This is a genomic window from Microbacterium timonense (assembly GCF_900292075.1).
Taxonomy (GTDB): Bacteria; Actinomycetota; Actinomycetes; order Actinomycetales; family Microbacteriaceae; genus Microbacterium; species Microbacterium timonense.
Genome location: NZ_OLMV01000001.1, coordinates 942,892 through 966,601 on the forward strand (window position 1 = coordinate 942,892; position 23,710 = coordinate 966,601).

The 23,710-nt window shown below is 71.0% G+C and carries 23 protein-coding genes and 1 riboswitch; of the genes, 11 read left to right on the plus strand and 12 right to left on the minus strand.

All coding sequences use genetic code 11. From position 1 onward, the window contains the following. Positions 1 to 37: 37 nt before the first annotated feature. The 4 genes from gcvP to C9992_RS04535 all read right to left on the minus strand — a co-directional run bounded on the left by gcvP (position 38) and on the right by C9992_RS04535 (position 6,020). The gene (gcvP, locus tag C9992_RS04520) at positions 38 to 2,947 is read right to left on the minus strand and encodes an aminomethyl-transferring glycine dehydrogenase (RefSeq protein ID WP_106814335.1); all 2,910 of its coding nucleotides are present in this window, start codon (positions 2,945 to 2,947) and stop codon (positions 38 to 40) included. After that, positions 2,944 to 3,327, minus strand: a complete 384-nt coding sequence (gcvH, locus tag C9992_RS04525) for a glycine cleavage system protein GcvH (protein ID WP_106814336.1) — start codon at positions 3,325 to 3,327, stop codon at positions 2,944 to 2,946. Before gcvH ends, gcvP begins: the two co-directional genes overlap by 4 nt. Next, positions 3,324 to 4,472: a glycine cleavage system aminomethyltransferase GcvT gene (gene gcvT, locus C9992_RS04530; protein WP_106814337.1), complete on the minus strand. Its 1,149-nt coding sequence runs from the start codon at positions 4,470 to 4,472 to the stop codon at positions 3,324 to 3,326. Before gcvT ends, gcvH begins: the two co-directional genes overlap by 4 nt. 234 nt (positions 4,473 to 4,706) lie before the next feature. Next, positions 4,707 to 4,803: riboswitch (glycine riboswitch) on the minus strand. Positions 4,804 to 4,847: 44 nt separating this feature from the next. Further along, positions 4,848 to 6,020, minus strand: coding sequence for a MarP family serine protease (locus C9992_RS04535; protein ID WP_106814338.1), 1,173 nt, complete (start codon positions 6,018 to 6,020; stop codon positions 4,848 to 4,850). Between the two features lie 140 nt (positions 6,021 to 6,160). Here C9992_RS04535 and C9992_RS04540 point away from each other — a divergent pair, with 140 nt between their 5' ends. From C9992_RS04540 to C9992_RS04565, 6 genes are read left to right on the plus strand one after another with little or no spacing between them, the layout of a single operon-like run. Further along, positions 6,161 to 6,874 carry an NUDIX hydrolase gene (locus C9992_RS04540; protein ID WP_106814641.1) on the plus strand — a complete coding sequence of 238 codons (714 nt, stop codon included), beginning with the start codon at positions 6,161 to 6,163 and terminating at the stop codon, positions 6,872 to 6,874. Between the two features lie 24 nt (positions 6,875 to 6,898). After that, on the plus strand, positions 6,899 to 8,251 hold the full coding sequence (gene nadA / locus C9992_RS04545; protein ID WP_106814339.1) for a quinolinate synthase NadA: 1,353 nt from the start codon (positions 6,899 to 6,901) through the stop codon (positions 8,249 to 8,251). Continuing rightward, complete coding sequence (gene nadB / locus C9992_RS04550) at positions 8,248 to 10,032, plus strand: L-aspartate oxidase (protein WP_106814340.1); 1,785 nt, start codon at positions 8,248 to 8,250, stop codon at positions 10,030 to 10,032. Before nadA ends, nadB begins: the two co-directional genes overlap by 4 nt. Beyond that, positions 10,026 to 10,883: a carboxylating nicotinate-nucleotide diphosphorylase gene (gene nadC, locus C9992_RS04555; protein ID WP_106814341.1), complete on the plus strand. Its 858-nt coding sequence runs from the start codon at positions 10,026 to 10,028 to the stop codon at positions 10,881 to 10,883. Before nadB ends, nadC begins: the two co-directional genes overlap by 7 nt. Before the next feature lie 15 nt (positions 10,884 to 10,898). Next, entirely contained in the window at positions 10,899 to 12,053 is a 1,155-nt protein-coding gene (locus C9992_RS04560) for a cysteine desulfurase family protein (protein ID WP_106814642.1), read from the plus strand. 23 nt (positions 12,054 to 12,076) lie between these two features. Then, positions 12,077 to 13,030, plus strand: a complete 954-nt coding sequence (locus C9992_RS04565) for a glycosyltransferase family 2 protein (RefSeq protein WP_106814342.1) — start codon at positions 12,077 to 12,079, stop codon at positions 13,028 to 13,030. A gap of 10 nt (positions 13,031 to 13,040) precedes the next feature. On the opposite strand, the gene C9992_RS04570 is transcribed toward C9992_RS04565, so the two are convergent. Then, positions 13,041 to 15,065 (minus strand): ABC transporter ATP-binding protein, encoded by a 2,025-nt coding sequence (locus C9992_RS04570; protein ID WP_106814643.1) that lies wholly within the window; start codon positions 15,063 to 15,065, stop codon positions 13,041 to 13,043. 47 nt (positions 15,066 to 15,112) lie between these two features. Here C9992_RS04570 and C9992_RS04575 point away from each other — a divergent pair, with 47 nt between their 5' ends. From C9992_RS04575 to C9992_RS04585, 3 genes are all read left to right on the plus strand, one after another. After that, a complete protein-coding gene (locus C9992_RS04575) occupies positions 15,113 to 15,319 on the plus strand; it encodes a hypothetical protein (RefSeq protein WP_106814343.1) in 207 nt (68 codons plus the stop codon). Positions 15,320 to 15,454: 135 nt separating this feature from the next. Then, positions 15,455 to 16,987 carry an MDR family MFS transporter gene (locus C9992_RS04580; RefSeq protein ID WP_106814344.1) on the plus strand — a complete coding sequence of 511 codons (1,533 nt, stop codon included), beginning with the start codon at positions 15,455 to 15,457 and terminating at the stop codon, positions 16,985 to 16,987. A gap of 106 nt (positions 16,988 to 17,093) precedes the next feature. Further along, positions 17,094 to 17,684: a carboxymuconolactone decarboxylase family protein gene (locus C9992_RS04585; RefSeq protein WP_106814345.1), complete on the plus strand. Its 591-nt coding sequence runs from the start codon at positions 17,094 to 17,096 to the stop codon at positions 17,682 to 17,684. On the opposite strand, the gene C9992_RS04590 is transcribed toward C9992_RS04585, so the two are convergent. From C9992_RS04590 to C9992_RS04610, 5 genes are all read right to left on the minus strand, one after another. Next, the gene (locus C9992_RS04590; protein WP_106814346.1) at positions 17,671 to 18,180 is read right to left on the minus strand and encodes a hypothetical protein; all 510 of its coding nucleotides are present in this window, start codon (positions 18,178 to 18,180) and stop codon (positions 17,671 to 17,673) included. The genes C9992_RS04585 and C9992_RS04590 overlap by 14 nt on opposite strands. 207 nt (positions 18,181 to 18,387) lie before the next feature. After that, positions 18,388 to 19,215 (minus strand): DNA-formamidopyrimidine glycosylase family protein, encoded by an 828-nt coding sequence (locus C9992_RS04595; protein WP_106814347.1) that lies wholly within the window; start codon positions 19,213 to 19,215, stop codon positions 18,388 to 18,390. A 33-nt stretch (positions 19,216 to 19,248) separates the two neighbouring features. After that, entirely contained in the window at positions 19,249 to 19,539 is a 291-nt protein-coding gene (locus tag C9992_RS04600) for a hypothetical protein (RefSeq protein WP_106814644.1), read from the minus strand. Between the two features lie 169 nt (positions 19,540 to 19,708). Next, the gene (locus C9992_RS04605) at positions 19,709 to 20,689 is read right to left on the minus strand and encodes a TIGR03885 family FMN-dependent LLM class oxidoreductase (RefSeq protein ID WP_106814348.1); all 981 of its coding nucleotides are present in this window, start codon (positions 20,687 to 20,689) and stop codon (positions 19,709 to 19,711) included. A 92-nt stretch (positions 20,690 to 20,781) separates the two neighbouring features. Beyond that, on the minus strand, positions 20,782 to 21,150 hold the full coding sequence (locus tag C9992_RS04610; protein WP_235007983.1) for a DUF7882 family protein: 369 nt from the start codon (positions 21,148 to 21,150) through the stop codon (positions 20,782 to 20,784). 163 nt (positions 21,151 to 21,313) lie between these two features. Between C9992_RS04610 and C9992_RS04615 the strand changes: the two genes are divergently transcribed. Beyond that, positions 21,314 to 21,784 (plus strand): MarR family winged helix-turn-helix transcriptional regulator, encoded by a 471-nt coding sequence (locus tag C9992_RS04615; RefSeq protein WP_106814349.1) that lies wholly within the window; start codon positions 21,314 to 21,316, stop codon positions 21,782 to 21,784. A 34-nt stretch (positions 21,785 to 21,818) separates the two neighbouring features. Here C9992_RS04615 and C9992_RS04620 read toward each other — a convergent pair whose 3' ends face one another. After that, positions 21,819 to 22,133 carry a hypothetical protein gene (locus C9992_RS04620; protein ID WP_106814350.1) on the minus strand — a complete coding sequence of 105 codons (315 nt, stop codon included), beginning with the start codon at positions 22,131 to 22,133 and terminating at the stop codon, positions 21,819 to 21,821. A gap of 129 nt (positions 22,134 to 22,262) precedes the next feature. Here C9992_RS04620 and C9992_RS04625 point away from each other — a divergent pair, with 129 nt between their 5' ends. Beyond that, the gene (locus C9992_RS04625) at positions 22,263 to 23,018 is read left to right on the plus strand and encodes an EI24 domain-containing protein (RefSeq protein ID WP_106814351.1); all 756 of its coding nucleotides are present in this window, start codon (positions 22,263 to 22,265) and stop codon (positions 23,016 to 23,018) included. Here the strand turns inward: C9992_RS04625 and C9992_RS04630 are convergent. Continuing rightward, positions 23,000 to 23,692, minus strand: coding sequence for an alpha/beta fold hydrolase (locus C9992_RS04630; RefSeq protein ID WP_106814352.1), 693 nt, complete (start codon positions 23,690 to 23,692; stop codon positions 23,000 to 23,002). The two genes, C9992_RS04625 and C9992_RS04630, sit on opposite strands and share 19 nt — an antisense overlap. Positions 23,693 to 23,710 lie beyond the last annotated feature (18 nt).

Genomic DNA, 23,710 nt, shown 5'->3' on the forward strand with positions numbered 1-23,710 from the left:
AGGCCGGGGCGCCCGGCACGTGGCCAGGCGCCCCGGCTCAGGCGAACGCCTCGATCGGCGGGCAGGCGCACACCAGGTTGCGGTCGCCGTACGCCTGGTCGATGCGACGGACCGGGGGCCAGTACTTCGTGCGCACGAGGGCATGCACGGGGTACACGGCGGTCTCGCGGCTGTACGGGTGCGGCCACTCCCCGGCGACGACCGACTCGGCCGTGTGCGGGGCGTTGACGAGAGGGTTGTCGTCGGCAGGCCACTCCCCCGCGCCGACACGGTCGGCCTCGGCCTTGATCGCGATCATGGCCTCGATGAAGCGCTCGATCTCGGCGAGGTCCTCCGACTCCGTGGGCTCGACCATGAGCGTGCCCGCCACCGGGAACGACATCGTCGGGGCGTGGAAGCCGTAGTCGATGAGCCGCTTGGCCACGTCGTCGACCGTCACCCCGGTCGCTTCGCGCAGCGGGCGCAGGTCGAGGATGCACTCGTGCGCGACGAGCCCGTCCTCGCCGGTGTAGAGCACCGGGTAGTGCTCTCGCAGGCGCAGCGCGATGTAGTTCGCCGCCAGCACCGCCGACGCGGTCGCTCGGCGCAGCCCCTCCGCGCCCATCATGCGCACATAGGCCCAGGAGATGGGAAGGATGCCGGCAGAGCCATGCGGTGCGGCCGAGATGGGTCCGCCGTCGAACACGCCGCCCGCGTGGTCGCGGCGCTGCGAGAACGGATGGCTGGGGAGGTACGGCGCCAGATGCGCCTTCGCCGCCACCGGGCCCACGCCGGGACCGCCACCCCCGTGCGGGATGGCGAAGGTCTTGTGCAGATTCAGGTGCGACACGTCGCCGCCGAGGTCGCCGAACCGCGCGTAGCCGAGGAGCGCGTTGAGGTTCGCGCCGTCGACGTACACCTGACCTCCGGCATCATGGACGGCCTGCGTGATCTCCAGCACGTCGTGCTCGTACACCCCGTGGGTCGAGGGGTACGTGATCATCAGCGCCGCGAGCTCCTCCGCGTGGGCCGCGATCTTGGCCCGCAGATCGTCGAGGTCGACGTTGCCCTGGTCGTCGCACGCCACCACGACGACCTTCATGCCGGCGAGCACGGCCGAGGCGGCGTTGGTGCCGTGGGCCGATGACGGGATGAGACAGACGGTGCGGCCGACGTCGCCGTTCGCGCGGTGATAGCCGCGGATCGCCATGAGCCCGGCGAGCTCTCCCTGCGATCCCGCGTTGGGCTGCAGCGACACCGCGTCGTAGCCGGTCATCTCGGCCAGCCACACCTCGAGCTGCTCGATCATCGCGAGGTAGCCGCGCACGTCCTCCTCGGGAGCGAACGGGTGGACCCGCGAGAACTCCGGCCACGACACCGCAGCCATCTCGGTGGCGGCATTCAGCTTCATGGTGCACGAGCCGAGCGGGATCATGCCGCGATCCAGCGCGTAGTCCCGATCGGCGAGCTGCTTGAGGTAGCGCATCATCGCCGTCTCGGAGTGGTGGGTGTTGAACACCGGATGCGTCAGGAACTCCTCGACGCGGTGCAGACCCGACGGCACCCCGGCCAGCGGCTGGGCGTCCGCGAACGGCAGCACGCGCTCCCCCTGCTCCCCCGCCCCGAGGAACTCGCCCTCGGGGAGCCCGAACGCCCACGCGACGGCGGCGAGGTCGTCGGCCGTCGTGGTCTCGTCCACCGAGACGCCGACGGTGGCCTCGTCGGCCCAGAACAGCTGAAACCCGCGCTCGCGAGCCCGCTCGATCACGCGACGCGCGGAGCCCGGCGTGGCCACGCGGAGCGTGTCGAAGAAGGAATCCGACCGCAGCGACAGTCCATAGGAGCGCAGGCGCCCGGCGAGGGCTTCCGCCTTCTTGGCGACATCCGTCGCGATCGCGCGGAGACCGTCGGGGCCGTGGTAGACGGCGTACATGGAGGCCATGACCGCCAGCAGCACCTGCGAGGTGCAGATGTTCGAGGTGGCCTTCTCGCGGCGGATGTGCTGTTCGCGCGTCTGCAGCGCGAGCCGGTAGGCCGGGTGCCCTGCGGCGTCCTGCGAGACTCCGACCAGTCGCCCCGGAAGCTGTCGCTCCAGGCCCTGCCGCACTGCCATGTATCCGGCGTGCGGACCGCCGAATCCGAGCGGCACGCCGAAGCGCTGGGTCGTGCCCACCGCGACGTCGGCGCCGAACGAACCGGGCGAGCGGAGCAGGGTGAGGGCCAGGATGTCGGCCGCGACGACGACCAGCGCGCCCGCGACGTGCGCCGCATCGACGACGCCCGACGGGTCCCAGACGTTGCCCGACGCACCGGGATACTGCACCAGCACGCCGAAGGGCTCGACGGGCCGACCGGCCGCGTCCTCGAATGCCGCACCGCGCGCCAGATCGAGCTCGAGCACCTGGATGCCGACGGCGGCGGCGCGGTGGGCCAGCAGCGCCTTCGTCTGGGGGAGCGTGTCGGCGTCCACGACGAAGACGTTCGAGGCCGACTTCGACGCGCGCCGGGCCACCAGCATCCCCTCCACGACCGCGGTGGACTCGTCCAGCATCGACGCGTTGGCCGTCGCCAGCCCCGTCAGGTCGGTCACCATCGTCTGGAAGTTGATGAGCGCCTCGAGGCGGCCCTGCGAGATCTCAGGCTGGTACGGGGTGTAGGCGGTGTACCAGGACGGGTTCTCCAGGACGTTGCGCGCGATCACCGAGGGTGTGAGGGTGTCGGCGTAGCCGAGCCCGATCATCGGGCGCGCGGTGCGGTTCTGCGAGGCGAGGCGGCGGAGCTCCGCGAGCGCCTCGGCCTCCGTCGCCGCGGGCGGGATGTCGCTGGTGGCGCGCGGCTGGGAATGGATGGATGCGGGAACCGCCGCCGTCACGAGCGCGTCGAGGCTGTCGTAGCCCAGGGCGTCCAGCATCGCGCGCTGGGCAGCGGCATCCGTGCCGATGTGACGGTCGGCGAACATGTCGGTCATTCGGCGCCGCCGGTCAGCGAGATGTAGGCGTCGCGATCGAGCAGTCCCTCGACGGCGGCCGCGTCCACCGCGATCTTCACCAGCCAGCCCGCGCCGAACGGGTCGGCGTTGACCAGCGACGGGTCGTCGACGACGGCGTCGTTGACCGCGACGACCTCCCCGGTCAGCGGGGCGTAGAGCTCCCCCACCGACTTGGTGGACTCGATCTCACCGACGACGGTGGCAGCGGTGACGGCGCTGCCGACCTCGGGCAGCTCCACGAACACGACGTCGCCGAGCTTGTCGGCGGCGTACGAGGTGATGCCGACGGTCGCGACATCGCCCTCGAGGGCGACCCACTCGTGCTCGGCGGTGTACTTGAGGGCGGTGAGGTCGGTCATGGGTTCCTCCGGTAGAAGGGCAGGGTGGTCACGGTCGCGGGGATGCGGGTCCCCCGCACGTCGATGAAGAGCACGGTGCCGGGCTCGCTCGCGTCCGGCGCGACGAATGCCATGGCGATCGGATGCCCGAGCGTGGGGCTGAGCGCACCGCTGGTGACCTCGCCCACCGCATCCGCGGCGTCGGGATCGGCGAACACCGGATAGCCGGCGCGGCCCGCCCGCCGCCCCTCGGAGACGAGACCGACGAGCACGGGGGCGTCGGAGGCGGCCGCCAGGAGGCCCGACTTGCCGACGAAGTCCTCCTTGTCGAAGGCGACCACCCTGCCGAGCCCTGCCTGAGCCGGCGAGACATCCAACGAGAGCTCGTGCCCGTACAGCGGCATCCCTGCCTCCAGACGCAGGGTGTCGCGAGCCGCGAGGCCCGCGGGAACGAGCCCGACGGCGTCGCCGGCCTCGAGAATCCGATCCCAGAGCTCGCCGGCTGCGTCGTTGTCGACGAGCAGCTCGTACCCGTCCTCGCCGGTGTAGCCCGTTCGCGCGATGAAAACGGGGGTGTGGCCGAACACCCCTTCCGCCCACGCGTAGTAGCCCAGTTCATCGAGAGCCGGCTCGATGCCGTCGAGGTCGGTTGTCATCTTCAGGACGACCCGGGCTGCGGGGCCCTGTACCGCGATGAGCGACATGTCATCGGTGTCGTCGGCGACCTCGACCTCGTACCCGCCGGCGCGCTCGGACAGCGCCGTCGCGACGGCATCCCGGTTCCCGGCGTTGGCGATCACCAGGAAACGGGCGTCCTCGATCCGGTAGACGATGACGTCGTCGACGATGCCGCCGGACTCGGCGAGCACGAGGGAGTACTTCGCCTTCCCCACGCGCATCGCCGAGATCACCCCGGCGAGCGCGTAGTCCAGGAAGGATGCCGCGTCCGGGCCGGTCAGCGTGAACTCCGCCATGTGCGAGATGTCGAACAGGCCTGCCGCCGTACGCACGGCGTGGTGCTCGGCGAGGTCGGAGCTGTAGCGCACCGGCATGAGCCAGCCGCCGAAGTCGGTGAAGGAGGCGCCGAGCGTGCGGTGGCGATCGTGCAGGGCGGTCACCCGGCCGGCAGGCGCCGCGCTCTCGTGCGGCGCAGTGGGTTCGGTCATGAGTTCTCCCGGTCGTGGGCGGGCGGACGTCGATCGACGCCCGTGAACTCCCCCTCTGTCATGGGCCTGAGAGTTTCACCGGATGCGGGCATCCGGGTTTCACCGTCGGCGGATTTGCGAGCGATCACGGGCAGCCGCGTAGCGGTTGTCTCCCGTGAGAGGTTTCGATGCGGCGCCGGGGCGCCGTACTCAACCCGATTTCTCGCTTCGCTCGAAATCGCTTTCCAGAGTCGGCCTGCCCGAACGGTACGCGTACCTGAGAGATTGGCGGGGAGGCTTGCTCCTTCGGTGCTCGGCGATGGCGCTGCCGAGGCTCTCCCGCCCGGGTCGTGGGCCGGTATTGACTTGCGCAGCCAGCATAGCGGTCGCGGCCGCTCAGTCGACGCACGAGCCCGACGAGACCGTGTCGCGCAGCGACGGCGCCCGCGCGGCGACGGGCGTCAGCTCTGCCATGGTCATCGCATAGCCGAGGTCCTCATCGTTCTCGGCGCGCGCGAACACCACCCCGGCGACCGCACCGTCGGCCGTCAGCAAGGGCCCACCGGAGTTGCCGGGCCGCACGGTCGCCTGCAGCGCGTAGATCTCTCGAGGATTCCATGAGCGGTCGTACACGTCGGGCACGGTGGCGGTGCCGACCGACTGCACACCGGCGCTGACCATCGTGAACGGGCCGCCATACGGGTATCCCTGCACAACGGCGGCGTCTCCGGCCGCCAGCGTGGGCGAGAAGGGCAGCACCGCGGCGCCCAGGTCGTCGACCGCGATCACGGCGAGGTCGTCGACGGGGTCGAAGTACACCACCCGTCCCTCGCGGGCGGTGACACCCGGCAGTTCGACGATCGGCGTGTCCACCCCGGCGACCACATGGGCGTTGGTGACGACGCGATCCTCAGCGATGACGAAGCCGGTTCCCGACGATCCCCGCCCGCAGGCGTACGCGTTGCCCGAGACGCGGGCGACGGATGCCGCGGCGCGCTCCAGGTCGGGATCGTCCAAGGCCACCGGCGGCGCGGGATCGGCCGTCCCCGGACCCAGCAGCACCCCCAGGCCCGGCAGGCCGTCGTCCAGCACGGCGCCGCGCAGCTGCGCGAGCGCCGCGGCCACGGGATCGGGGGTGGCTGATTCGATCCCGCGCAGCAGGGCGGAAGACGCCACGGCCGACGACACCACGGGGATCCCGGCGCCGATGATGGTCGGGGCCACAAGGGCGAGCGCGAGGATGGCGGCCACCACCGACGCGATGCCTCCCAGGAACCGTTCGACACCGCGCAGCTTGAGCCGGTCGGCGCCGGAGCGCAGCAGCCCGCCGATCGCCGCACCCACCGCCGCCCCGCCGACCACCAGGCCCAGCGCGGTGATCAGCACGACAGGGCCGCGCCAGGGCGGCGAGGGCACCCACGCGCTCACCAGCGGCGTGAGCCAGAACGCGGCGAAGGCGCCCGCCGCAAGGCCCGCGAGGCTCCCGATGCTCGCGAAGAAGCCGCGCCGCACGCCGGCTACGAGCGCGGCCACGAGAAGCAGGACGATCAGCACGTCGACGACGACCATGCGATTTCCTCCCCCGGTCGCGGATTCGTTCGGACAGGCTATGCACCCAGCCTGGGAGACCACCTCGATGTGTCCGTGACGACACGCGTTTGGCTTCTGGTCACGATGACACTATGATCGGAACCGGAGTTATTGTCATGATGACCAGAACAGCGCCCGCGCAGAGAGCGGCGCACCCGTCAGCCGATGCGACGCGCGTCGCGGTGTCGACCGTCATCTTCACGCTGCGCCGGGTGCCCGCCGGCGACGTCATGCAGGTCGTCATCCCGCTGGTGCGTCGCACCCGGGACCCTCACGAAGGCCAATGGGCGCTCCCCGGCGGCTGGCTGGACATCACCGAGGACCTGGAGGCCGCGGCATCCCGCACCCTCGCCGAGACGACAGGGCTCGCACCGAGCTATCTCGAGCAGCTGTACGCCTTCGGGGCCGTCGACCGCTCCCCCACCCGCGTCGTCTCGATCGTGTACTGGGCACTGCTGCGAGCCGACGAGATCCCCGACGAGACGGTCGAGAACGTTCGCTGGTTCGACGCGGCCGACCTGCCGCGCCTCGCCTTCGATCACAACGAGATCGTCGACTACGCACTGTGGCGTCTGCGCAACAAGGTCGGCTACTCGCGCATCGCTCACGGGCTCCTGGCGGACGAGTTCACGCTCGCCGATCTGCGCGAGGTGTACGAGGCCATCCTCGGCAGGCGCCTGGACCCCGCCAACTTCCGCCGACAGGTGGAGAACTCCGGCACCCTCATCCCCACCGACCGATTCCGCACCGGCAGCCACCGACCCGCGCGACTGTACCGGTACAACAAGGACGTCGAGCTGGCCGACCGCGGCCCGCTCGGCGGTCGAGACTGATCCACCCGAACGAAAGCGCACACCATGTCCGCCGTCAACATCACCCTCCAGCCCCGCCCCCAGCTCGACGCGTCGGTGGATCACGCCATCCAGGCGATCGTGTCCGGCGCCACCACCGGGCAGACGTGCAACACCGACCTCGCCGCCGGTCCCTGGGACTTCGACATCCGCCCCGGCTACGGCCCCGGCTCGTCGATGGGCGACGTCATCCCGACCGGGGCGCCCCGCCAGGGAGAACTGCCGCGCGAGTACCGCGAGGCGTCCGAGGACGAGCTGGCCGGGCGGATCCGCGCCGCCAAGGCCGCCCTCGGCGAGCGCGTCGTGGTGCTCGGCCACTTCTACCAGCGGGAGGAGGTCGTAACCCACGCCGATTACGTGGGTGATTCCTTCCAGCTGGCGAACGCGGCGCTGGAGCACCCGGATGCCGAGGCGATCGTGTTCTGCGGCGTGCACTTCATGGCAGAGACCGCCGACCTGCTGTCGCGACCCGAGCAGGCGGTGATCCTTCCGAACCTCGCGGCCGGCTGCTCGATGGCCGACATGGCCGACATCGATCAGGTCGAGGAGTGCTGGGAGCAGCTGTCCGAGATCTACGGCGACATGGACGCGGAGGATGCCGAGGGCCTGGTGCCCGTCATCCCCGTGACCTACATGAACTCCTCCGCCGCCATCAAGGGCTTCGTCGGACGTCACGGCGGGATCGTCTGCACATCGTCGAACGCCCGCACCGTGCTGGAGTGGGCGTTCCAGCGAGGGCGCCGGGTGCTGTTCTTCCCCGACCAGCACCTCGGCCGCAACACCGCCAAGGCGATGGGCGTGCCGCTGGAGCAGATGCCGATGTGGAATCCGCGACGACCACTGGGCGGCGCATCCGTCGACGCGCTGGAAGACGCGCGCGTCATCCTCTGGCACGGCTTCTGCTCGGTGCACCGGCGCTTCTCGGTCGATCAGATCGAGCAGGCGCGCGCAGAGCACCCGGGCGTGCGGGTCATCGTGCACCCCGAGTGCCCGATGGAGGTCGTCGATGCCGCCGATGAGGCCGGCTCCACCGACTACATCCGCAAGGCGATCGAGGCGGCCACCGAGCCGACCACGTTCGCCATCGGCACCGAGGTGAACCTCGTGCAGCGCCTGGCAGCCGAGCACCCGCAGCACACCATCTTCTGCCTGGATCCCGTGGTGTGCCCGTGCTCGACGATGTACCGCATCCACCCCGGCTATCTGGCGTGGGTGCTCGAGGGCCTTGTCGACGGCGAGGTGCGCAACCGCATCACCGTGCCGGCCGACGTGGCCGAGCCCGCGCGGGTCGCACTGGAGCGCATGCTGGCCGCCAAGCCACCCGCGGCGCCGGTCGCGGACTGGGAGAACGCGTCATGACCTCCGGGCAGGACAAAGTCCCCGCCGGCGTCGCGAGGGTCGAGCCCGCCGGCTTCCACGCCGTGGTGGTGGGCTCGGGGATCGCGGGGCTTCTCACCGCCCTGCACGCCGTCGCGGGCGGCTGCCGCGTCACCCTGGTGACCAAGGATGTTCTCGAGCACGCCAACACCCGGTACGCGCAGGGCGGGATCGCAGGCGTGATGTTCGACGACGATCGCCCGGAGGACCACGTCCGCGACACTCTCGTCGCCGGCGCCGGACTCGGCGACCCCGCTGCCGTGCGGGTGCTCGTCGACGAGGGCCCGGCCCGGATCCGCGAGCTCATCGCGCTCGGGGTGGCGTTCGACCGGGATTCCGGCGGCGGCTTCGTCAAGGGGCTCGAGGCCGCCCATTCGTATCCCCGCATCCTCCACGCCGGCGGTGACGCGACCGGCACGGCGATCGAGCGCGCGCTGGTCGCGCGCCTGCGCGCCAGCGACGTCGAGGTCATCGAGCACGCGTTCCTCGTCGGCCTGGTGCAAGCGGCATCCGCCTCCACCGCCCCCGCAGCGGCGGGCCGGGTCACGGGCGTCGAACTGCTGATCGGCGAGCGCACCGCCGGCGAGTCGGATGCCGGTTCACCGGCGAGCGCCGGGACGCGCGCCGTGATCGCCGCCGACGCCGTCGTCCTCGCCACCGGCGGCGCGGGCGAGCTGTTCGCCCACTCGACCAATCCGGCGGTCGCCACCGGTGATGGGATCGCCGCGGCGATCCGTGCCGGTGCAGCCGTCGCGGACCTCGAGTTCTTCCAGTTCCATCCGACCGTTCTCGCGGTCGGGGACTCCTTCCTGGTGTCGGAGGCCGTGCGCGGCGAAGGCGCGACCCTCGTGGATGAGAGCGGTCGCCGGTTCGCGTTCGACGCGCACCCCGACGGCGAGCTTGCGCCCCGCGACGTCGTGGCGCGCGCCATTGCACGGCAGATGGACGCGCAGGACGGGCGCCCCGTCTTCCTCGACGCCACGCGCGTCCACTCCGACGACGCAGAGGAACGCGAGTCCTTCCTCGCACACCGGTTCCCGACGATCGATCGTGCCGTCCGCGAGCGTGGGCTGGACTGGGCCCGCGAGCCGGTCCCGGTCACACCGGCCGCGCATTACCTCATGGGCGGCGTCGTCACCGATCTGTCCGGGCGCACAACGCTCCCCGGCCTGTACGCGGTGGGCGAGGTCGCGCGCACCGGCGTCCACGGCGCGAACCGTCTCGCGTCCAACTCGCTGCTGGAGGGGGCCGTCTTCGGGGCACGTGCCGGGGATGTGATCGCCCAGGACGCGGCATCCGGATCCTGGCCCGTCGTCCCGGCCGGCTCCCCCGCGGCGGATGCGGCCGCTGTCGCGTCCTCGCCGCGCCCGGAACGACACCGTCGTGCCCTCGAGCACGAGCCCGCGTTCTCGCGCGCCGCGCTGCAGCAGCTCATGTGGGAGCACGCCGGGCTCGTGCGGGACGAGGCAGGCCTCGGGTACGCGGCATCCGTCATCGCCGCCTGGCGTGCGCAGCCCCGCATCCCGGCCACGGAACACGACCTCGAGGACGAGAACCTGCTGCTGGTGGCGGCCTGCCTGGTGGCTGCCGCTCGCGCCCGCACCGAGTCGGTCGGCGCCCACTTCCGCAGCGACGCCGCGGCCGAAACTCCTCAAGGATCCGCGATCGACGCCGCTGCGGCCGACCTGACACCCGCGACGGCACCGACCTTGAGGAGTTCGGGCACCGCCCGCCGCACCCGGAAGGAGGCGCTGGCATGCTGAGTCGCGCCCACATCGACCGCGTGGTCGCCGCGGCCCTCGAGGAGGATGCCCCGTGGGGCGACCTCACGAGCCAGGCGCTCATCCCCGAGAACGTGGTCGCCCGCGCCGACCTCGTCGCCCGCGAGCGCGGTGTCTTCTCGGGCGGGGACGTGTTCGCGGCGGCCTTCCGGCTCACCGACCCGGCCATCGAGGTCGAGCTCGTCGTGGAAGACGGCGAGTGGTTCGAACCGGGTTCGGTGCTCGCCGTCGTCACCGGCGCCGCGCGCGGGGTGCTCACCGCCGAGCGGGTCGGGCTCAACTTCGTGCAGCGCATGTCGGGCATCGCGACGCTCACCGGCGCCTATGTCGCCGAGGTCGCCCACACCGGCGCCCGCATCGCCGACACCCGCAAGACCACTCCGGGGCTGCGCGCGTTCGAGCGCAAGGCGGTGCGCGACGGCGGCGGGCGCAACCACCGGCATTCGCTCTCGGACGCGGTGATGGCCAAGGACAACCACCTCGCCGTGCTGGCTCACAAGGGCGTCTCACCGACCGCCGCCCTGCAGGCCGCCAAGGACCTCCTCCCCCACACGACGCACATCGAGGTCGAGGTCGACCGGCTCGACCAGATCGAGCCCGTCCTCGCCGCCGGCGTCGGCACGATCATGCTCGACAACTTCACGCTCGAGCAGCTGCGCGAAGGCGTCGCCCAGGTCGCCGGGCGTGCGACGGTCGAGGCATCGGGCGGTGTGTCGCTGGACACGGTCCGCGCGATCGCCGAGACCGGCGTCGACGTCATCTCGGTCGGCGCTCTCACCCATTCGGCCCGTGCGCTGGACCTCGGACTTGACGTGCGCATCGACGCGCCCTGAGACGTCACGATGACCATGCTGTACCTCGACAACGCCGCCACCACGCCGGTGCGCCCCGAAGTGCTCGACGCGATGATGCCGTACCTCACCCGCTGGTACGGCAACCCGTCGAGCCATCACACCGTGGGCGAGGCGGCCGCCGACGCGCTCGCCGACGCGCGGGCCCGGGTCGCGCGCGTGCTCGGGATGCGCGCCGGCGACATCGTCTTCACGTCGGGCGGCACCGAGGCGGACAACCTCGCGATCAAGGGCATCGCCATCGCGGCGGCGCAGCGGCGGGCTGACCGGCGCGCGCACGTGGTGACGACCCCGGTCGAGCACGAGGCGGTGCTCGAGTCGGTCGCGTACCTGGAGCGCGTGCACGGCTTCAGCGCCACGCTCGTGCCCGTCGATGCGGATGCGCGGGTCGCGGTGGATGCCGTGACCGACGCCCTGCGCGAAGACACGGCGCTCGTGACGATCGGCTACGCCAACAACGAGGTGGGGACGAGTCAGGATGTCGCGGCCCTGGCTTCGGCGCTGCGCGAGCGTCACGTGCCGCTGCACGTGGATGCTGTGCAGGCGGCCGGGTGGCTCCCGCTGTCGGCCGAGGAGCTCGGCTACGACGCCATCTCGCTCGCCGGCCACAAGCTCGGCGCGCCGAAGGGAACCGGCGTGCTCGCGGTGCGGGGACGGATCCCCCTGGAGCCGCTGCTGCACGGCGGCGGGCAGGAGCGCGGACGCCGCAGCGGCACCGAGGACGTCGCCGGCGCGGTCGGCTTCGCGACGGCGCTGGAGCTGGCCGAGAGCGAACGGGTCGAGGCATCCGCTCGCGTGTCGGCCATCCGCGACCGGTTCATCGCGCGGGTGCGGGAGCGGGTCCCGAGCGCGAGGCTGACCGGCGACCCCGTACACCGGCTGCCCGGCACCGCGAGCTTCACGTTCGCCGGGACGAGCGGTGAGGCGGTCCTGCTCGAGCTCGAGCGGCGGGGCGTGGTGTCCTCGAGTGGCTCGGCGTGCGCCGCGGGCAGCGACGAGCCGTCGCATGTGCTGGTGGCGATGGGAATCGCCCCCGAGGTCGCGCAGACGGCCGTGCGCTTCACGTTCCCCCGGTGGCTCAACGCGCCGTTGGATGCCGTGGCCGACGCGGTGGCCGCGTCGGTGTCGGCGGTGGCCGACGCCGGAGGGTGAGCGGCGCCCATAGGATCGGACGGGTGACCGCCGCCGTGACCGTGATCGTGCCGGGCTACGACGTGGCCGCGTATGCTGCCGAGGCACTCGACTCGCTGCGCGCGCAGACCCGCACCGACTGGGTCGCTGTGCTCGTCGACGACGCGTCGACCGACCGCACCGGAGCGCTGTTCGACGCCGCAGCCGCCGACGACGACCGCTTCCAGGTCGTCCACCACTCCGACCGGCGCGGACTGGGAGCGGCGCGCAACACCGCGCTCGACCTCGTGCGCACGCCGTTCGTGGGGTTCCTCGACGCCGACGACCGCCTCACTCCGCGGGCGCTGGAACGCCTGGTCGGGACGGTCTCCGACAGCGGCAGCGACTTCGCACTGGGTGCGTACGTGAGGCTTCGCCCCGACACCGCGGGCGGGTACGAGGCCGGGAGCGTCCAGCCCTGGGTCGCCGCGGCCACCCAGCCGGCGCGCGTGGGCACCACGCTCGCGCAGCACCCCGACGCGTCCGGCAACATCGTGGCGTGGTCGAAGGTGAGCCGCACCGATCTCTGGCGCCGCGGCGGTCTGCGCTTCCCCGAAGGCAAGGCCTATGAGGACCAGATCGTCGCCCAGCAGATGTACACCCGCGCCCGGGCCTTCGACGTCATCCCCGACGTCGTCGTCGAATGGCGTGAGCGCGCGGACGGCTCGTCGATCACGCAGCACAAGGGAGAGCTGCCGGTGCTGCGGGACTACCTGGAGGCGCTGACGGGCGGGCTTTCGGTGCTGGATGCCGCGGGCCAGACGCGGGCCGCGGCGGCCCGCGTGCGCCTCATCCTGTCGATGGACCTCCCCCCGCTCGTCGACATCGCGCGGGACCACCCCGAGGACGCCTACCGGCGAGAGCTCGGCTCCTTCACCAGGACCCTGTGGGACCGCGCGGACGGGCTGGTGCTGCCCCAGCCGGTGGCGACGGCGGTCGCCGCGGCGCGGCTGTGGTGATCGCCGCAGCTCAGTCGCGGGCGGCGCCCGAGTCGCCGGCGTGGGGACGGCCGGCGGCCAGCACCTGTTCGGCGGACGCCGCGGGCGTGTCGGGAGCGCTGTCGGCGCGCCGGTCGGGATGGTCCGCGGGCGGCTCCGCGTCGTCGGCCTCCGCCTCGGCCTCGAGGATGCGGGTGGTGGCCAGCTGCTGCGCGGCGAGCTCGGCGTAGAGACCCCCCGACGCCAGGAGCGAGGAGTGCGTGCCGGACTCGACGATCCGGCCCGCCTCGACGACGTGGATCACGTCGGCCGAGATGACCGTGGAGAGCCGGTGCGCGATGGTGAGCGTGGTGCGGCCCCGGGCTGCAGCGTCCAGCGCCTCTTGCACCACACGTTCGGACACGGTGTCCAGCGCCGAGGTCGCCTCGTCCAGGAGCAGCACCGGCGGGTCCTTCAGCAGCACGCGCGCGATGGCGATGCGCTGCTTCTCACCGCCGGACAAGCGGTAACCCCGCTCGCCGACGACGGTGTCGTAGCCGTCCTCGAAACCGTCGATCACGTGGTGGATGTTGGCCGCGCGACACGCCGCCTCGATCTCGGCATCCGTCGCTTCCGGCTTGGCGTATCGCAGGTTCTCGCGGATCGTGGCGTGGAACAGGTAGGTCTCCTGCGAGACGATGCCGACGTTGTCGATGATGGACTCGTGGCGCAGCCGCCGCACGTCCTCCCCGGCGAACAGCACGGTGCCCTCGGACGCCTCGTACAGCCGGGGCGTGAGGTACAGGATCGTCGTCTTCCCCGCACCGGAGGGGCCGACGAACGCGACGTGCTGGCCGGGCTCCGCGGCGAACGACACGCCGCGCAGCGTGGCGCGGGCATCCGGAGCCGAGTCCGGATAGCGGAAGACGACGTCGCGGAACTCGATGCGCCCCAGCGGCCCCGGCGCAGCGGAGACCTCGAGCGCATCGGCGGAGTCGCGGATCGCGGGCACCAGGTCGAGGTACTCGAAGATGCGCGCGAACAGTGCGGAGGAGGTCTGCAGGTCGAGGGAGACCCGCATGAGTCCCATCAGCGGCATGAGCAGCCGCGCCTGCACGGTGGTGAACGCGACGATCGTCCCTGCGGTGATGGCATCGGTGCCGCCGCCGATGAGATAGCCCGAGACGAGGTAGATGACCGCGGGGACGCTCGCCATGATCACCTGGACCACCGCGAAGAACCCCTGGCCGCTCATCGCGCGCCGCACCTGCAGGCGTACCTGATTGCGGTTCTCGTCGGCGTAGCGCGACGACTCGGTGCGCTGCCGGTTGAAGGACTTCGACAGCAGGATCCCCGAGACGCTCAGCGTCTCCTGGGTGATCGCGGTCAGCTCCGACAGCGACTCCTGCGTCTGGCCGGCGATGCGCGCGCGCACCTGACCCACCCGCCGCTGCACGAGCACCAGGAAGGGCATCAGCACCACGGCGATGATCGTGAGCCGCCAGTCGATGAGGATCATCGCCACGAGCGATGCGACGACTGTCACGGTGTTGCCGAGGATGCTCGTCACGGTGTTCGTCAGGACACCGGACACCCCGCCGACGTCGTTCTGCAGCCGCGACTGGATGACGCCGGTCTTGGTGCGGGTGAAGAAGCCCAGCTCCATCGACTGGAGGTGGTCGAAGAGCTTCGTGCGCAGGTCTCCGGTGACCCGGTTGCCCACCGTGGAGGTGAACCACGTCTGGACCACGCCGACGATCGCCGACAGCAGGAACAGCCCGATCATCGCCAGCACGAGTGTCGACAGCAGGCTCAGGTCGGGACCAGCCGCACCCGGCGGGAACAGCGCGTCGTCGAACACCCGCTCCACGAGCAGGGGCGGGATGACGGCGATGCCGGCGCCGGCGACCACGAGCACCACCGTGATCGCGATGGGCCATGCGTAGGGGCGGAACAGCGTGACGACGCGCCGCCCCAGATGAGGGATCTGCGGCGCGTCGGCATTGGCCCGGCGCTGCGCCTCGGTGTCGACGGGCCGGAATCCGGGATGCCCTCCCCCGCCGCCACCGCCCCGCATGCTCATCTGGCCAGCCTAATCAGCACCGCCGACGCTAGGCTCGACGCATGACGACGACTGGCGACCGCCCCGAACACGACGGCAGCGACCTGGCAGAGCTTCGCGAGGAGATCGACGCGCTCAAGGCCATCCCCCACGAGGAGGTCGTCAACCCGCTGCCCAAGATCGTCGAGGACCGCGAGCCGGAGCCCGAGCCGACCGACGCGATCGGCTCGGAGAAGTGGGACGACGGACCCGCCCCGTCGCACCACTGATCCCCCGCGGTCCCGCGATCGTCGACATCCGTTCCTTCGATGGGGAATGGGATGTCGGAACCTGTGGTTAAGTTGGAGGCTTGCCATCCCTCGGATGGCACCTCGCCGTCCATCCGAGCCTCGAGGAGACGACCCATGGCCGCCATCGAAACAACCCCGGGCACCGGAAGCATCCCCGCCGCTTCGCCCGGCGCCGCGCACAGCGACGCCCCACGACTGCGCCCCGAAGAGAGCCGCGTCGTGTGGCTGCTCCTGGCCGCCGCGTTCGTCGCCATCCTCAACGAGACGACGATGGGTGTCGCGATCCCGCACCTCATCACCGATCTCGGCATCACCGCGCTGTCGGCCCAGTGGCTGACGACCGCGTTCATGCTGACGATGGCTGTCATCATCCCGATCACCGGCTTCCTTCTGCGGCGGTTCACCACCCGCACGATGTTCGTCGCTGCGATGGGGCTGTTCTCGACCGGCACGCTCATCGCGTTCCTGGCCCCGGGCTTCCCGGTGCTGCTCGTCGCCCGCGTCGTGCAGGCCTCGGGAACCGCCATCATGATGCCGCTGCTGATGACCACGCTGATGACGGTGGTGCCTCCGGCGATCCGCGGCCGCATGATGGGCCGCGTCAGCATCGTGATGTCGCTGGCCCCGGCGATCGGGCCGACCCTGGCGGGCGCGATCCTCAACAACTTCGAGTGGCGATGGATCTTCGGCATCGTCCTGCCGATCGCCGTGGTGGCGCTCGTCGTCGGGGCGCGGTGGATCCACAACCTCGGTGAGACCACGCGTGCGCCGATCGACGTGCTCTCGGTGATCCTCTCGGCCTTCGGCTTCGGCGGCCTGGTGTTCGGCCTCAGCCAGCTGGGCGCCGGTGGCCACGGGAGCGGAGCGGATGCCGCGGCCGCGAGCGCCGCGTCCTCCACGATGCTCGTCGTGGCGCTGGCGGTCGGCGCGGTCGCGCTGGGTCTGTTCGGCTGGCGCCAGGTCGTGCTGCAGCGCAAGGACGACGCCCTGCTTGATCTGCGCGTCTTCCGCAGCGCGAACTTCTCGCTGTCGATGGGACAGATGGTGATCATGTCGATGGCGTTCTTCGGCGCGATCACCGTGGTTCCGCTCTACCTGCAGGACGTGCTGGGGGTCGACCCGCTCACCACCGGTCTGGTCGTGCTGCCCGGTGCCTTGGCGATGGGCTTGGCCGGTCCGGTCATCGGCCGCATCTACGACCGCTGGGGCACGACCGTGCTGCTGGTTCCGGGCGCGGTCATCACGAGCGCCATGCTGTGGGTGTACGCGACCTTCGGTGTCGGCACGCCCGTCTGGCTGGTCGCTGTCGTCCAGACCGTGCTGTCCTTCGGCCTCGCCCTGTCGTTCACGCCGCTGTTCACGGCGTCGCTCGCCTCGCTCCAGCCGAAGTTCTACTCGTACGGTTCCGCCGTCGTGGGCACCGCGCAGCAGGTCGCCGGCGCCGCAGGCATCGCGCTGATGTTCGGCGTCATGGCGGCCGCCACGTCCGCGGCCACCGAATCCGGCGCAGGTGAGCTCGCTGCAGGCGCGGCCGGCACGCACGCCGCCTTCCTCACCGCCGCGATCCTGTCGCTGCCGCTGCTGGTGGGCGCCTTCCTCATCCGCAAGCCCGCGGACCAGCCCATGGGCGCGCCGGTCGGCCACTGACCGGCGGGCGGTCCCCCCGTCGTATCAGACGGATGCCTCACCCCTCGACAGGGGGTGGGGCATCCGTCATTGTGGGGTGCGCCAGGATTCGCAGGAAGGCCGCACCATGATCATCAGCACTCCCGACACCGGCGATGCAGAGGGCCTCGTGGCCCAGATGTACGACGACGACATCCGCGAAGACGGCTTCGTGTACGCGATCACGCGTGCCATGGCGGTGAACCCCGCGGCGTACGAGGCCTTCGAAGCGCTCCTCACCGCTGTCACGCCGTCGATCGGCCTGCGGACCTATGAGCTCGTGACGCTGGCCGCTGCGCGGGCGATCGGATCCGAGCACTGCCTGCTCGCGCACGGCCGCAAGTCGCTGCGAGCCGGCCTGTTCGACGAGGATCAGCTGGCGCAGATCATCACCGACCCGGCCGATGCCGGACTCGACGACGCCGGGCTGGCCGCCATGGCGTACGCAGCGACGCTGTCGACCGCCGCCGCGACGATGACGGACGCCGACACGCAGCGTCTGCGCGACGCCGGCTACACCGATCGCCAGATCGTCGACATCACCCTTGCGGCGGCCGCCCGGAACTTCTTCAGCAGAGCCCTGCAGGCCCTGGCGGTGCCCGTCGATGACATACCGGGCCTCAGCCCTGGGATCACCGCGACTCTGCGCGCGCGAGCACGCGCCGTCAGTGGTGGATGATCGCCTTCAGCAGGATGAGAACGCCACCGAAGGCGGCGGTGACCACAGCGCTGAGAAGCCGCGGCACCCAGTGTGTGCTCCAGCGGGCGACGGCGATCCAGCCGAGCGCGCCCAGCAGCACCGTGTCGGCGATGAGCGCCGACCACAGTGCGGTGCTGTCCTCGATGACCGCGGTCGTGCCCAGCAGCAGGATGCCCAGCGGCGGGACCGAGGCGAGCAGCATGCCGCTGGACTGCCGAGCAGATGCCCTGAGGCTGGCTCGAAGGCCGGCGTGACCGTCCGTGGCCGCGAGCCGACCCAGCGTGCCCGCGAACAGGTGCGCGGCGAAGAAGACGAGCACTGTCACGGTGACCGTGATGAACGCGTCGAGGGAAGAGCCGTGCGCCGTGCCGCTGACGACGATCATCCCCGACACCAGGATCAGGCCGTAGATCGCCTCCTCCGACATGAGGACGCGCCCCAGCCGCGGAGTGATGTGCAGCTGCTCGTCGGTCATCGCCGGCGCAGATGCGATCGCTCGTGGATTCGTTCAGCCGATGCTGCAGCTGCCGCCGCAGCAGGAGTCGCCGGACGACACGACAGTGAGGAGGTTCTTCTCGTCGGGGACCGGCGCGAGCGTCACCGGAGCGGGCTGAGGGGAAGTCGTCATGTCGACCATGCTACCCACGCGTGGCGGGGTACGGGCGGCGCGGCAGCGGGTCGGTCACAGCGGCACTCCCCCGTTCTGGCACGTCGGGCAGTACTGCGCCGACGTACCCGAGAAGGTCAGGTCGCGGATGGTGTCGCCGCAGACGGGGCACGGTTCGCCGGTGCGGCCATGCACGCGCATCGCCGCGACCTTCTGAGCCTTCAGCTCATCGATCGGCACGCCACGGCGCGCCGCAACGGCATCACGCACCGTCGACACGGTCGCGGAGAACAGTCGGTCTGTCTCGTCGGCGGCCAACCGGGCCGCGTGGACCACCGGCGACACCCGTGCGAGATGAAGGATTTCGTCGGAGTAGGCGTTTCCGATGCCGGCGATCGACTCTTGTTCCTGCAGGATCGCCTTCACCTGCTTGCGCCGCCCACCCAATGCCGCGTCGAAATCGCTCCGGCTGAAGGACGGATCGGCCGGATCCGGGCCGAGCTTGGCCACGGCGGGGACGTCGAACGGGTCTGCCACCACGAACAGTCCCAGCGACACCCATGTACCGGCATCCGTCGCTTCCAGCCTGCTGTCATCCGACAGTCCGAACTCCGCCAGTGCCGGCGGCGCATCGGGTGCGGCCGGGCTCTGCGCGGCATCGAACCACCGCATCCAGCCATGACGACCGAGGGAGACGACGAGGCTGCCGTCGTCGAGGACGAGCTCGATGTGCTTGCCGTGGCGCCTCGCGCCGGCGACGGTGCGGCCCACGATGGTCTCGGGCGGTGCACCGCGCGTCTTGATCGTGCGGAACTCCAACACGTCGGCGTGCCGGATCACCCGACCGGTCGCGCGTTCCGCGAGGAACCCGGCCAGGGCGTCCACCTCCGGCGACTCAGGCATGCGCCCATACTGCCACCGACCGGCGACACCGGGTCAGGCGTGGGCCGGAGGACGGTGCGGGATCGGCGCGGGCTTGAGCGCGCCCAGACTGCGGCATTGCTCGAGCATCTGGACGGCGGCGCGGAACAGACCCTCCAGCGTGGTGAAACGGGCTGACCCCAACCCGACAGAGACCCACACCGCCTCGTATGTGCCGTCGTCGAGCAATTCCACGTAGGCCACCACACTCGTGGCCTCCGTGCGCGCGACTCCCTGGTCGCACAGCCGCCAGCAGCGGTCGGCCAGGGGGAGCAGGACCAGCTGGTGGATGTCGGTGCGCGGCATGATGCCCTCCGTCTCATTCATGACGGTCCGCGGGCCCGTCTCCACCGGCATCGTCGCGCGGTCTGTCGTGGGTCATCGGGAGCCTCTCTGCTGCGGCCGTCTCCGCAAGCATGACGCGCACCCGCGGCAGCACCGAGGGGCTTGACAGCCCCGACGCCGGATGCCTACCTCACCGACTCGTCGCCGAGTCGGTCTGCCGGACGCGCTCGAGCAGCCCGTTGGCGGCGCGCCGCAAGAAGGCATCCTGGTCGGGTCCGACCTCGTGCAGGAAGAGCTCGTCGGCGCCGGCGGCGACCAGGGCCCCCAGCCGCTCGACGGTCTCGCCGTCATCCGCCGAGATCAGCACGCCGCGCTCCAGCCCCGCCCGATCGTCGGGCTGGGAGAGCCGGTCGAAGTCCTCCGGCTGCATGAGGTCCCACATCAGCTCCGGTGGCACGGTGCAGTGGCGCCACTGGTCCCGGGCGATCCGCACCGCCTCGGCGTCGGTGTCGGCCAGGCTCACGTGCACCTGGACCGCGCACGGGCCGCGACCGCCGGCATCACGGTAGGCCGCCAGGGTCCGCTCGATCGTCGCGGGGTCATGGCCGACGGTGATGAGTCCGTCCGCCCAGCCGGCGGCCCACGCCGCGGTGCGTTCGGAGACGGCCGCCGCCCGCAGCGCCGGCGGGTGAGCAGGACGAGACCAGATCCGTGCGTCATGAACGCGCACGAGGCCGTCGTGATCGACACGGTCCCCGGCATGCAGCCGCCGCACGATGTCGACGACCTCGACCAGCCGCTGCTCCCGCTGCTCCTTCGGCGGCCAGGGATCTCCCGTCACGTGCTCGTTGAGCGCTTCGCCGCTCCCGAGGGCCGCCCAGAACCGCTCCGGGAACATCTCGGCGAGCGTGGCCAGAATCTGCGCCGCGATGGCCGGGTGATACCGCTGACCGGGCGCCGTGACCACTCCGAGTGAGAACGACGTCGTCGCCAGCGCGGCACCCAGCCAGCTGAATGCGTGACCGGACTCGCCCTGGCGCAGACCCCAGGGGGCGAAGTGATCCGAGCACATCGCACCGTCGAAGCCGGCCCGTTCCGCACCCTGCACCGCGCGCAGGAGGCGGGACGGAGGCAGTTGCTCGTGGGAGGCATGGAATCCGATGAACACCATGGACCCAGCCTCGGTGATCGAGCCTTCCCGCGGCACCGCGTTGCGGGGTCAGCGGGAGCGTGCTATCGGCCGCTCGTTTCTGCCCTCCGCGCTCACGCGGCGGGCTGCGCCTGCTGGGGCGGAACGCCGCCGGCACCGACGGCGTGCCGAACTCGCAGCTGCTGCGGCACGCCCTCGCGCAGATCGAGCACCAGACCGCCGTTCGAGTTGGCGGCCGCGGCCAGCCGCGTCAGCAGCGCGTGGTCGAGAGCGGGTGCTTCCGGATCGTCGAAGGTGAAGAACAGCGGGATGGCGGGCTGCAGCCATACCGCCGAGCGCCCCGAGTCGTCCGCATGCCGCCATGTCATCAGGAAGCTCTCATTCCGGCGCAGCTTGGCCGTCAGGACGACCTTGAGGTGCGCGAGGAGCTCTTCGGGAATCTGAATCGGCTCACCCTCCGCTCCATAGACGAGTTGCGCCATGGCCACCTTCTTTCCTCGCCTCCAGGATACTTCGATACCGAACATTTTGATAATGAGAATTCCGTGAGTGTACTTCCCAGGAGCTTTCCCTTCGTGATCCAATGGGACGAGAGTCGTTCGGCATAATGGCTTCCCGGGGAAGACGGACCGAAAGGACCGAACCGTGCGCGAGAACGCGACGTCGTCCATGTCGATATCGGGCAAGCGACCCGACGTCGCCGGCATCCTGGAGCGCCTTCGACTGGCAGAGGCGCGGCTGGCCCGCCAACGCGAGCAGACCGGACTGAACGAGACCGACCGCGCCGCGATGCGCTACCTGCTGGAACGCGTCGACACGGAAGAGGTCACGCCGGGCCGTATCTCTCGGGCGCTGCACCTCTCCCCCGCCTCGGGCACGGCGCTCATCGATCGTCTCGTCGACCGGGGTCTGGTCGTGGTGGACGCGCACCCGCACGACCGCCGCAAGAAGATCGTGCGTCCGTTCGACCGCAACGTCGACCCCGATCACCTCGACCCGCTCACGACGAGGCTGCGCACCCTCGCGGCGGATCTTCCGGTCCACGACGCGCGAGTCGTGGCGGACTTCCTCGAAGAGGTGCTGGCGACGGTGAGCCACGCGGCCGCGACCGCCTAGTCCTCACCCCGGCGTCGGGCAGGGACGATCGGTCCTACGGGATGGGGGCGGCGAGTCTCAGCGAAATCTGGTCGAGTGCCTCACGAAGCGAAGCGAACTCGCGCACGCCACCGGACCCCGTCACCCACAGCAGGTAGACGCGCTCGTCCTTGCATTCCAGATAGGCCACCACGCGATGAGGATCGCTCGGGTCGACGGCGGGATCGCACGCGACCCAGCCGCCCGAACCGACCCACAGCAGCTCCGGACGACGAACCTGATCCTCGGCGGTCGTTGTCGCGAGCATGGCACCCTCCCGGAACGGCGGCTTCACGCGCATCTGCGTGGCCATCACGATGGCTGCGGGCACGGATGCCCCACGAGGGGCTTGACGCCGGCACCGGGATCTGACATCTTTCGCCGTGAGCCGCGGTGATCGCCGAACAAAGCACTGTCGGCGCCGCCGCGAGGCGGCCGATGGCGTCATAGGCTGAGGCGGATGCGCGAGTTCGGACGAGGTGTGGCGGCCCTGGGCGGAGGGTTCGCCTTCTGGCGGCGCCGACCCGGCACGATGGCGCTCGGCATCCTTCCGGCGGCCATCGTGGGCCTTCTGTTCCTCGCGGGCCTGGTCACTCTCGGCGCCTACCTCCCGGCCATCACCGAAGCCGTGACGCCGTTCGCCGACGCATGGCCGGGCGTGTGGGCCGGTCTTCTGCGGTTCACCGTCGGGACCGCCGTGTTCGGGGCCGCACTGGTCGTGGTGGCGGTCACCTTCACCGCCGTCACGCTCGTCGTGGGCGAACCGTTCTACGAGCGGATCTGGCGGACGGTCGAGGCCGACCTCGGTCGCACCGATGAGGACGGACGCTACGGATTCTGGCGTTCGGTCGTCGACGCGCTGTCGCTCATCGCCCGAGGCGTCGGCGTGGCGGTGCTGTCGGTGCTCATCGCACTGATTCCCGTCGTCGGCGGGGTGTGCAGCACCCTCGTGGGCGTGGCCTTCACCGGCTGGCTGCTTGCCGACGAGCTGACCTCTCGCGCGTTCACGGCTCGCGGCATGACGCGCCGCGAGCGCGGGCGGGTGCTGGCCGCGCACCGTTTGCAGGTGCTTGGGTTCGGTATCGCGACGCAGCTGTGCTTCCTCGTGCCCCTCGGGGCGGTCGTGACGATGCCCGCCGCTGTCGCCGGGTCCACGCTGCTCGCGCGCGCGCTCCTGGAGCCGGCCGGCTCCGGGGATCAGTCCCAGTCGAGGTAATCCTCGATCGGCCACGACGTCGCGCCGACGTGCGTGACCGGGAAGAGGTGGCCGGCACCATCGACCTGTACGACACTCACCCGGTCGGGCGCGGACGCGCGGAGCCGCTCGCCGTTCACGGGCGGGGTGAGACGGTCTTCGGAGCCCTGGATGACCAGCACCGGCACGGCGGGCGCGAGCGAGGACCATTCCACCTCGGGTGCGGCGTCCTGCGCGGCACGCTGCATGGAGTCGACGGCGGCGTCGCGGGCCTGCTCCGGGATCTCGGAGTCCGCACCCGCGGCGAGCTCGTCGGTCTGCTCCGCGCCCTCGACACCGAGCAGCAGGACGCCGGCCACGCGCTCCGGGTGGTCGAGGGACACGGTGCGGGCCACCGTGCCGCCGAAGGCGTGACCGCCGATCCAGGCCCCGGCGAGTCCGATATGGTCCATGACGTCGACGACGTCCCGCGCAAGGTCGTGCAGTGAGACGGCCGCGTCCGAGGCGGTGGACGGATGCCGCGGACCGATCCGGACGATGCGGAAGTCCTCTTCCACCAGGGCGTGCGCCAGCGGGCCGAGGTAGCTGATGTTGAGCCCTCGCGCGGGCAGCAGCACGACGGCCGGACCGCTGCTCCCGTCGTCGGCGTAGGGGATGGCGCGGCCGTCGGGCTCGAAGATCTGGGTGTCGGTCATGAAGTCGTCCTCTCGGGC

Excerpts from the sequence above, each read along its gene's own strand:
- gcvP (WP_106814335.1), bottom strand. The coding sequence starts at position 2,947 with ATGACCGACATGTTCGCCGACCGTCACATCGGCACGGATGCCGCTGCC.
- C9992_RS04575 (WP_106814343.1), top strand. The coding sequence starts at position 15,113 with ATGACGACGACTGGCGACCGCCCCGAACACGACGGCAGCGACCTGGCA.
- C9992_RS04625 (WP_106814351.1), top strand. The coding sequence starts at position 22,263 with ATGCGCGAGTTCGGACGAGGTGTGGCGGCCCTGGGCGGAGGGTTCGCC.
- C9992_RS04535 (WP_106814338.1), bottom strand. The coding sequence starts at position 6,020 with ATGGTCGTCGTCGACGTGCTGATCGTCCTGCTTCTCGTGGCCGCGCTC.
- C9992_RS04630 (WP_106814352.1), bottom strand. The coding sequence starts at position 23,692 with ATGACCGACACCCAGATCTTCGAGCCCGACGGCCGCGCCATCCCCTAC.
- nadC (WP_106814341.1), top strand. The coding sequence starts at position 10,026 with ATGCTGAGTCGCGCCCACATCGACCGCGTGGTCGCCGCGGCCCTCGAG.
- C9992_RS04540 (WP_106814641.1), top strand. The coding sequence starts at position 6,161 with ATGACCAGAACAGCGCCCGCGCAGAGAGCGGCGCACCCGTCAGCCGAT.
- nadA (WP_106814339.1), top strand. The coding sequence starts at position 6,899 with ATGTCCGCCGTCAACATCACCCTCCAGCCCCGCCCCCAGCTCGACGCG.
- C9992_RS04570 (WP_106814643.1), bottom strand. The coding sequence starts at position 15,065 with ATGCGGGGCGGTGGCGGCGGGGGAGGGCATCCCGGATTCCGGCCCGTC.
- nadB (WP_106814340.1), top strand. The coding sequence starts at position 8,248 with ATGACCTCCGGGCAGGACAAAGTCCCCGCCGGCGTCGCGAGGGTCGAG.
- C9992_RS04595 (WP_106814347.1), bottom strand. The coding sequence starts at position 19,215 with ATGCCTGAGTCGCCGGAGGTGGACGCCCTGGCCGGGTTCCTCGCGGAA.
- C9992_RS04560 (WP_106814642.1), top strand. The coding sequence starts at position 10,899 with ATGCTGTACCTCGACAACGCCGCCACCACGCCGGTGCGCCCCGAAGTG.
- C9992_RS04580 (WP_106814344.1), top strand. The coding sequence starts at position 15,455 with ATGGCCGCCATCGAAACAACCCCGGGCACCGGAAGCATCCCCGCCGCT.
- C9992_RS04590 (WP_106814346.1), bottom strand. The coding sequence starts at position 18,180 with ATGACCGACGAGCAGCTGCACATCACTCCGCGGCTGGGGCGCGTCCTC.
- gcvH (WP_106814336.1), bottom strand. The coding sequence starts at position 3,327 with ATGACCGACCTCACCGCCCTCAAGTACACCGCCGAGCACGAGTGGGTC.
- C9992_RS04585 (WP_106814345.1), top strand. The coding sequence starts at position 17,094 with ATGATCATCAGCACTCCCGACACCGGCGATGCAGAGGGCCTCGTGGCC.
- gcvT (WP_106814337.1), bottom strand. The coding sequence starts at position 4,472 with ATGACCGAACCCACTGCGCCGCACGAGAGCGCGGCGCCTGCCGGCCGG.
- C9992_RS04610 (WP_235007983.1), bottom strand. The coding sequence starts at position 21,150 with ATGGCGCAACTCGTCTATGGAGCGGAGGGTGAGCCGATTCAGATTCCC.
- C9992_RS04605 (WP_106814348.1), bottom strand. The coding sequence starts at position 20,689 with ATGGTGTTCATCGGATTCCATGCCTCCCACGAGCAACTGCCTCCGTCC.
- C9992_RS04600 (WP_106814644.1), bottom strand. The coding sequence starts at position 19,539 with ATGCCGCGCACCGACATCCACCAGCTGGTCCTGCTCCCCCTGGCCGAC.